The 8846-nt window shown below is 71.1% G+C and carries 8 protein-coding genes; 6 read left to right on the forward strand and 2 right to left on the reverse strand.

Annotated elements, in window-relative coordinates; all coding sequences use genetic code 11:
• A partial coding sequence (locus ACWCO3_RS26450; protein ID WP_450012593.1) for a GAF domain-containing protein occupies nucleotides 1-1582 on the reverse strand: 1582 nt, incomplete at its 3' end.
• Between the two features lie 14 nt (nucleotides 1583-1596).
• On the reverse strand, nucleotides 1597-2379 hold the full coding sequence (locus ACWCO3_RS26455) for a 3-hydroxybutyrate dehydrogenase (protein ID WP_145783851.1): 783 nt from the start codon (nucleotides 2377-2379) through the stop codon (nucleotides 1597-1599).
• 479 nt (nucleotides 2380-2858) lie between these two features.
• Here ACWCO3_RS26455 and ruvC point away from each other — a divergent pair, with 479 nt between their 5' ends.
• The 6 genes from ruvC to secF all read left to right on the forward strand — a co-directional run.
• Entirely contained in the window at nucleotides 2859-3386 is a 528-nt protein-coding gene (gene ruvC / locus ACWCO3_RS26460) for a crossover junction endodeoxyribonuclease RuvC (RefSeq protein ID WP_354888197.1), read from the forward strand.
• Nucleotides 3383-3985, forward strand: coding sequence for a Holliday junction branch migration protein RuvA (gene ruvA / locus ACWCO3_RS26465; RefSeq protein ID WP_145783848.1), 603 nt, complete (start codon nucleotides 3383-3385; stop codon nucleotides 3983-3985). Before ruvC ends, ruvA begins: the two co-directional genes overlap by 4 nt.
• Entirely contained in the window at nucleotides 3982-5049 is a 1068-nt protein-coding gene (gene ruvB, locus ACWCO3_RS26470; RefSeq protein WP_145783846.1) for a Holliday junction branch migration DNA helicase RuvB, read from the forward strand. Before ruvA ends, ruvB begins: the two co-directional genes overlap by 4 nt.
• A 140-nt stretch (nucleotides 5050-5189) precedes the next feature.
• A complete protein-coding gene (gene yajC, locus ACWCO3_RS26475; protein WP_280116495.1) occupies nucleotides 5190-5528 on the forward strand; it encodes a preprotein translocase subunit YajC in 339 nt (112 codons plus the stop codon).
• A 272-nt stretch (nucleotides 5529-5800) separates the two neighbouring features.
• Nucleotides 5801-7714, forward strand: coding sequence for a protein translocase subunit SecD (gene secD, locus ACWCO3_RS26480; protein ID WP_208745060.1), 1914 nt, complete (start codon nucleotides 5801-5803; stop codon nucleotides 7712-7714).
• A gap of 1 nt (nucleotide 7715) precedes the next feature.
• A partial coding sequence (gene secF / locus ACWCO3_RS26485; protein WP_450012598.1) for a protein translocase subunit SecF occupies nucleotides 7716-8846 on the forward strand: 1131 nt, incomplete at its 3' end.

An 8846-nucleotide genomic window follows, 5' to 3' on the forward strand; every position in this document is an offset into this window, starting at 1 on the left:
GTCCTGCCACTCGCGGACCCGCAGGTAGTTCAGGTACTCCGCCTTGCACATCCGGCGGAACGCGCTGGACGACAGCTCTCGCTGCTGCTCCCGCACCACTCGCCCCGGCGGTCACCGGACGGCCGGTCACCCGGGACAGGTCCCGGGCCACCGCGCGAGCGCTGCCACCCGCGTCCTGCCCGGGCAGCATCAGCACCACCCGGCCGTCGCGCGCCGCCGCCAGTCCGCCGCGCGCCGAGGCGTACGTGGTGGCCCAGGACAGCACCCGCTGCCGAGCCGAGCCGGTCGCGGCGATCGCGTCGTCGCCCACCGCCACCAGCACGTGCGGCGCGTCCAGGTCCACCCCGAGCCGACGGGCCCGGCTGCGCAACGCGTCGGTGTCCCGCAGCGGGCGGGCGATCAGGTCGTCCAGTAGCTCGCCACGGACCCGACCCTCCGCCTCCGCGACCGTCCGACGGAACAACAGCAACAGCGCGGTCACCAGCGCGGCGCGCTCCAGGATCCGCTGATCGGCGTCGACCAGCTCGTCGTCCGGACGCAGCACCAGGGCGCCCAGGTTCTCCGCGCCCGCCACCACCGCCGCATACCAGAGCGGGCTGCGGCGCACGCTGCGCCCCTCGGTGCGCGACGCCGCCACCGCCTCGACGATGTCCGCCCGGTCCGGCTCGTCGATCTCGCCCACCCGGGCCAGCAGTCGGCCCTCGGCGTCCAGCGCCAGCAGCGCGCCGCCCAGCACCTCGGTCACCGCGGCCGCCACGTCCTCCACACCGCCGCCGCGCAGCACCAGCGCCGTCATCCGGTCGTGTGCCGCCGCCGCCCGCTCCACCGAGCTGCTGTGCGCCCGGATGGTGGTGTTCGCCGCCGACAACTCGGCCAACGCCGAGCGGGTCTCGGTGAGCAGCCGGGCGGTGTCGATCGCCACCGCGGCGTGCGCGGCGAGGGAGACCAGCAGCGCCACCTCCTCCCGGACGAACGGCCGGGCCGAACGGTTCGCCGCGTAGAGCACACCGATCGAGGTGGAGCCGAGCCGCAGCGGCACCCCGAGGATCGCGACGAGGCCCTCCTCCCCGACCCCGGCGTCGATCTCGCCGGTGTGGTGGAAGCGCGCGTCCTCGCCGTAGTTCGCGGTGACGTACGGAGCCCCGGACTGGGCCACCAGGCCACCGAGGCCGGCGCCCATCGGCAACCGGAGCCGCTGGAACCGGGCCGAGACCGACCCGTCGGTCACCCGCATGTAGGTGTCGCCGCGCTCGTCGTCGTTCAACGTCATGTAGGCCACGTCGGCGCCGAGCAGATTGCGGGCCCGGTGCACGATCGCCCGCAGCACGTCGTCCAGGTCGCGTAGCCCGGCCAGGTCGCTGACCGTGTCGTACAGGCCGGACAGCTCCGTCTCGCGGCGGCGGCGGCGCTCCAACAACGCGCGTACCCGCAACGCCACCGACCTGGCCTGCTCCAGCTCGGCCAGCCGATCGGGCGGCAACCCGGCGGCGCGCGCGGCCACCAACGGCCCCTCGAACTCGACCGCCGCGGCCTCCCGCGCGAGCAGTTCCAGGAACTCCACCGGCGATGACATGGTCGACATTGTGCTCGGGCCCACTAGTTGGCCGTCCAGCCCCCGTCGAGGGCGATCGACGCGCCGGTGATGAACGCCGCGGGCGGCGAGCAGAGGTACGCCAGCAGCTCGGCCACCTCCTCCGGCTCGATCAGTCGCTTGATCGCGGCACGGGCCAGCATGATCTTCTCGATCACCTCGGTCTCGTCGATGCCGTGGCTGACCGCCTGGTCGGCGATCTGGCTCTCCACCAGCGCCGTGCGCACGTACGCCGGGTTGATGCAGTTGGCCGTCACCCCGTGCGCGGCGCCCTCCAGGGCGACCACCTTCGACAGCCCTTCCAGAGCGTGCTTGGCCGAGACGTACGCAGCCTTGTACGGCGAGGCACGCAACCCGTGCACCGAGGAGATGTTGACGACACGACCCCAACCCCGGGCGTACATGTGGGGCAGAGCCCGGCGGATCAGCAGGAACGGCGCCTCCACCATGACCCGCTGGATGTACTCGAAGCGCTCGACCGGAAAGTCCTGAAGCGGCGCGACGTGCTGAAGCCCGGCGTTGTTCACGATGATGTCCACGTCCACGTCGAGGCGGTCCACCGCCGCCGCGTCGGACAGGTCCACACCCTCGGCCCGGCCGCCAGCCTCGGCGGCCACCGCCTTTGCCGCCTCCAGGTTGCGGTCCACCACGAGCACCTTCGCGCCGGCCGCACCCAGCCGCAGGGCGCACGCCCGCCCGATGCCACTGCCACCCCCGGTCACCAGGGCGGTCCGGCCAGCGAGGTCAACCTGTACGACGTGGGGGACCGCCACGGGTTCTGCCGTCATGGCGCAAGAAGTTACGAGCTGTGCCCTCCCCGGCACATGGGTCGGCGACACATACTCCAGGGCGAAGCTGTGTGGCCCGCTGGGCCCTCGCCACCCGCTGCCCACCTGCCCTCGCCGCCCGCCCGCCGCGCCGCAAGATCGCCGCGTGCGCCGTGAGATCGCGCAACATCCAGGATGTAGTGGCATCCCGGCGTTCCGTGGCCACTACATCCTGGATCGAGCGTGACCTTGACGGCTGCGGGCGTTCCGACCCCACTCCCGGCCGGCCAGCGAAGGCGTCCGTCCTCAAGATCCGCGCAACAACGGTGATGGTGCTGCCTCCCGCGACCCGGAGGCAGCACCATCCGGGACGTTGCGCGGATCTTGGGCGCGGGGTGCGGGGTGCGGGGTGCGGAGGGCGTGTCCCGTGGGGCTGGCGGGAAGGGCGACGGTTAGGGTGTCGAACACACGTACTGCTGACGGCTGGGGGAGGAGGCGGCGTGCGCGTGCTCGGTGTCGACCCGGGGTTGACCCGGTGTGGTGTGGGCGTGGTCGAGGGTGTGCCCGGGAGGCCCTGCACTCTGGTCGCGTACTACGTGGTCTACACCGACCCGGCCGACGAGTTGCCGCTGCGCCTGCTGCACCTGGACCAGTCGTTGACCAAGCTGGTCGCGGAGCACCAGCCGGAGAGCGTCGCCGTCGAGCGGGTGTTCAGCCAGCACAACGTGCGGACGGTGATGGGTACCGCGCAGGCCAGCGGCATCGCCGTGTTGGCCGGGGCGCGCGCCGGGTTGCCCGTGCAGACGTACACCCCGAGTGAGGTGAAGGCGGCCGTGACCGGTTCCGGTCAGGCCGACAAGGCGCAGATGACCGCGATGGTGACCCGGTTGCTGCGGCTGGCCGAGCCACCGAAGCCGGCCGACGCCGCCGACGCGCTGGCGTTGGCGATCTGCCATATCTGGCGTGGCGGAACCCGCTCGAAGTTGGCGGCGGCGGCCGATCGGGCACGACGAGGAGGAGCACGATGATCGCCAGCGTGCGCGGCACGGTGACCGCGACGGGTCCGGACCAGGCTGTGATCGAGGTCGGCGGTGTCGGTCTGGCCGTGCACTGCGCCCCGGGGACGCTCGCGGACCTGCGGGTCGGCCAGGTCGCCCGGCTCGCCACCAGCCTCATCGTGCGGGAAGACTCGCTGACCCTCTACGGCTTCGCCGACGACGACGCCAAGTCGCTGTTCGAGCTGCTCCAGACCGCGAGTGGGGTGGGCCCGCGCCTGGCCCAGGCGGTGCTGGCCGTGCACACCCCGGACGCGGTACGCAAGGCGATCGCCAACGCCGACACGGCGGCGCTGACCCGGGTGCCCGGCATCGGTAAGAAGGGTGCCGAGCGTCTGGTGCTGGAGCTGCGCGACCGGATCGGTCCGGTGCCGATCGGTGCCGACGGTGCGGCCGGCGTGACCGGCGGCGCCTGGCCGGACCAGGTCCGGCAGGCACTCGTCGGGCTGGGCTGGACGGCCGGTCAGGCCGATCAGGCGGTGGCCGCCGTGGCGGAGACGATCGACGGTCCGACGCCGCCGGTACCGGTCCTGCTCAAGCAGGCCATCCGCCTGCTGGGCCGTACCCGATGAGTGAGACCGACGGGCTCGTCTCGGCGTACGTCAGCGACGCCGACCGGGACGCGGAGGCGACGGTCCGGCCGAAGCGGTTGGCCGAGTTCATCGCCCAGGACCGGGTACGCGACCAGCTCGACCTGTTGTTGCAGGGCGCGATGCGCCGGGGTTCGCCGCCGGACCACATCCTGCTCTCCGGCCCTCCGGGGCTGGGCAAGACGAGTCTGGCCAACATCGTCGCCGCCGAGTTGGGTGCGGGCATCCGGGTGACCAGCGGCCCTGCCATCGAGCGGTCCGGTGATCTGGCGGCCATCCTGACGAGTCTCGCCGAGGGCGACGTGCTCTTCATCGACGAGATCCACCGCATCGCGCGGCCGGCGGAGGAGTTGCTCTACAGCGCGATGGAGGACTTCCGGGTCGACGTGGTGGTCGGCAAGGGTCCGGGGGCGACGGCGATCCCGTTGGACGTCGAACCGTTCACCCTGGTCGGTGCGACGACCCGTTCGGGCCTGTTGACCGGGCCGATGCGGGACCGGTTCGGTTTCGTCGCGCACCTCGACTTCTACGCCCCGGCTGATCTGGAGACGTTGCTGCACCGTTCGGCGCGGATCCTCGGCGTGCCGATCACCGCCGAGGGCGCTGCCGAGGTCGCCGGACGGTCCCGGGGCACGCCCCGGATCGCCAACCGGTTGTTGCGCCGCGTCCGGGACTACGCGGAGGTGCGGGCCGACGGGGTGGTCAATCTTGAGACCGCCCGTGCCGCGTTGACGGTGTACGACGTGGACGCGCTCGGTCTGGACCGGCTGGACCGCGCGGTGTTGACCGCGTTGGTCGACTCGTTCCGGGGAGGTCCGGTGGGCCTGTCCACACTGGCGGTGGCGGTGGGGGAGCAGCCGGACACGGTGGAGGAGGTCTGCGAGCCGTTCCTGGTCCGGGCTGGTCTGTTGGCCCGTACGCCACGGGGGCGGGTGGCTACGGAGGCAGCTTGGCGGCATCTGGGGCGAACTCCGCCGAATGGTACATTTGGTGCAGATAGTCCGCCGGTGCCCGATCTGTTCTCCTTGGATACCGATCAGGCGTGATGTGAACGTGATCTGTGCCGCATTCGGTGTTCTCAGGTGCAGGGTTTAGACTTCGCCGCGGTCTGTACAGGACGTGAGAATCCGCCTCCGCTCCGGCACCCCCGGGTGCCGGGAAGGCGGCCAAGGGAAGGTCAGTAACCGTGCATTACGCAGCAGCGGGTGGCGGGGCCGGCGGTTTCACGCCGATCCTGATGATCGCCCTGCTCTTCGGTGTCATGTATTTCATGATGATCCGGCCCCAGCAGAAGCGCCGCAAAGAGGCGGAGGCGATGCAGTCCAACCTCGGCCCCGGCGACGAGGTCGTGACCATCGGTGGGCTCTACGGCACGGTCACCGGCATCGAGGACGACACCGTCCTGATCGAGGTCGCACCTGGCGTGCAGACCCGCTACGCCCGTCCGGCCATCGCCCGGGTCGTCACCCGCGCGGAGTTGCCGAGCGAGCCGGTCACCGAGGACGCGGACACCGCCAAGGACTGACCGTCTTCTCCCGGGGTGGTGGTCCGGCGTACGGCCGGCCCACCCGCCTTCCGGGTCACCGCCCCCGACGGGGCAGCGGACGAGACGTGAAAACTGGATAGTTGGGTCGACGCCGGGCGTCGGCACGTTCCCGTGACCGTCGGCGATGCACGCCGCCCGGTCCTCGTGCCGGCATCTCGTCGGCTCAAGGCAGACCCGTCGGGCGGGATCACCGGCCCGACACCGCCGTCGCTGCGCAGAGCGGCGCGACCGTACAGGGAGACAGGACAGCCGTGGCACCACCTCAGGGACAGATGCGCCCCGGGCGGCAGCTCGCCGTGCTCGGGTTCATCTTCGTGGTCCTCTATCTTTTGGTGTTCTTCGCCGGCGCCAACGGCAGCTTCAAGGACCGGCTCGAGCCAAAGCTCGGCCTGGACCTGATCGGCGGCACCCGGATGACGCTGGAGGCGACCAACTCCATCGACGGCAAGCCGCCGACGGCGGAGAACCTCGAGGAGGCCCGGCAGATCATCGAGAACCGGGTCAACGGGCTCGGCGTTGCCGAGGCCGAGGTGGTCACCGAGGGCAACCGGAACATCGTCATCTCCCTGCCCGGTGAGAACCGGAACCTCGACGAGGTGGGCAGCGCGGCCGAGCTGCGCTTCCGCAAGGTGCTGAAGGCGGCGGACGGCAGCGGGACGATCGCCGCGCCGCCGGCCGCCACGCCGACCCCGTCGGGCAGTGCCGCTCCGACCCCGTCCGGCGGCGCGACCCCGACCCCGTCGGGCAGCGGTGCGCCGAAGGCGACGTCGTCGCCCAGCGGCGGTCAGGGCGGAATGGCCCCCGCGTCGCCCAGCGCCACGCCGACGCCCTCCGCGTCCGCCTCGCCGAGCGCCGCCACGCCGACGCCGAGCGCCAGCGCAGAGCCGGTGTCGGCCAGCATCGAGGAGCAGCGCAAGGCCGTCGAGCAGAAGGTCGGCGCCGCCGCCTGGCAGGCCGCCAACGGGCTGCAGGCCCCGGCCGACCTGACCGCCGACCCGTCCCTCGGTGACAAGCTCAAGCCGTTCGGCACGCTGTCGCCGCAGGAGGTGGCGGTGCTGCCGGCGCAGATGCAGTTCAACGTGCCGACGATCGGCTGCCCGACGCAGCTCGACAAGCGCCCGCCGGCGTCGATCTCCGACCCGAAGCAGCAGGTCGTCGCCTGCGAGGGCGGCGCCTCGAAGTACCTGCTCGACCAGGCCAAGGTGCTCGGCACCGACGTGGACGACGCCGACGCGGTGCTCGACCAGACCAACTCCTGGGTCGTCAGCCTGGACTTCACCGGCGACGGTCAGAGCAAGTGGACCGCGCTGACCCGCGAGTCGTTCAACAACGAGGGCCAGGCCTGCGACGCGACCGCGCTGGGCCAGGACGGCAAGTGCCGGGTGGCCGTCGTGCTGGACAACGAGATCGTCTCCTCTCCGGAGATCCAGGGTGTGCTGACCGGCAACTCCCAGATCACCGGCAACTTCAACCAGAAGGACGCCAGCGCGCTCGCCGGCCAGCTCCGCTACGGCGCGCTCCCGGTGACCTTCAAGCAGCAGGAGGCGCAGAACGTCACCGCCACGCTCGGCGCAAGCCACCTGCGTGCCGGTCTGCTCGCTGCCGGCATCGGCATGCTGCTGGTCATCATCTACTCGTTCTTCTACTACCGGCTGCTCGGCTCGGTGATCTTCCTGAGCCTCATCCTCTCCGCGCTGCTGGTCTTCGGCGCGCTGGTGGTGCTCGGCCGGCAGATCGGCTTCACGCTCACCCTCGCCGGCATCGCCGGCATGATCGTCTCACTAGGTGTAGCGGCGGACTCGTTCGTCATCTACTTCGAACGATTGAAGGACGAGATCCGGGAGGGGCGCAGCCCGCGTAGCGCGGTGCCCCGCGCCTGGATCCGGGCCCGCCGGACGATCATCTCGGCCAACGCGATCACCCTGCTCTCCGCTGTGGTGCTCTACGTGGTCTCGGTCGGCACGGTCAAGGGCTTCGCCTTCGCGCTCGGTCTGGCCACCGTGCTGGACCTGGTCGTGGTCTTCCTCTTCCGCCACCCGATCATGACGATGTTCGCCCGGACCCGGGCGTTCCTGTCCCCGCGGGTCAGCGGTCTGGGCCGGGCACTCCCGGCTCGCAACCAGCCGACTCAGCAGCCCCGCAACCCGCGCGCCAAGGAGGCCTGAGATGGCTCAAAACGGTCTGGCGAGCCGTCTCTACAACGGTGAGGCCGGTCTCAACATCGTCGGCCGGCGCAAGCTCTGGTTCGGCGTCGCCGGGGTCCTGGTCCTGATCGCGATCCTCAGCTTCTCGATCCGCGGTTTCAGCCTGGGCATCGAGTTCGCCGGCGGTAACTCGTTCCAGGTGCCGGCGAGCGTCGGCACCCTGGACGACGCCGAGCGGGAGGTGGACGCGGCTCTCGCCGCGGAGAACACCGGTGCCCACGTGGTCACCGCGCAGAAGGTCGGCGGCCCCGGTGGCGACTCCTACGAGCTGCGTACCGGGCAGCTCAGCGCCGAGCAGGCCAACGCGGTCAAGGCGCAGATCGCCCAGGACCTCGGCATCAGCGAGGACCAGATCAGCGGCAACCAGGTCAGCGAGGCGTGGGGCAGCCAGGTCACAGAGCGCGCCGTGCTCGGTCTGGTCATCTTCATCGCGCTGGTGATGGTCTACCTGATCCTGCGCTTCGAGTGGCGGATGGCCGTTGCCGCGGTCTCCTCGCTGATCATGAACCTGGTCCTCACCGCCGGCATCTACTCGCTGGTCGGCTTCGAGGTCACCCCGTCGACGATCATCGGCTTCCTCACCATCCTGGGCTTCGCGCTCTACGACGTGGTGGTGGTCTTCGACAAGGTCCAGGAGAACACCCGGGGCATTACCGCCAACAACAACCAGACGTACGGCGAGGCGGCCAACCTGGCCGTCAACCAGAGCCTGATGCGGTCGTTGAACACCTCGGTGGTCGCGCTGCTGCCGGTCGGTGGTCTGCTCTTCATCGGCGCCGGCCTGCTCGGCGCCGGCACGCTGAAGGACCTCGGTCTGGTGCTGTTCGTCGGTATGGCGGTGGCGTTCCTGACCTCCATCCTGGTGGCCACGCCGCTGCTGGCGCTGCTGAAGAACTACGACCCGCGGATCCAGGCGCACAACAAGCGCGTTCTGACCCGCCGGGGCGCGATTGCCCGGGGCGAGGTCACCGGCAAGGGTGCGGCGAGCCCGGCCCAGGCCGACGTGACCGACGAGCCGCTCGACCCGGACGCCGCGGCGCTGGCCGGCGCCGCCCCGAAGGTGGGCGCACGGCCGGCGGGCAAGCGGCCGACC

It is taken from the genome of Micromonospora sp. NPDC002411 (assembly GCF_053592955.1).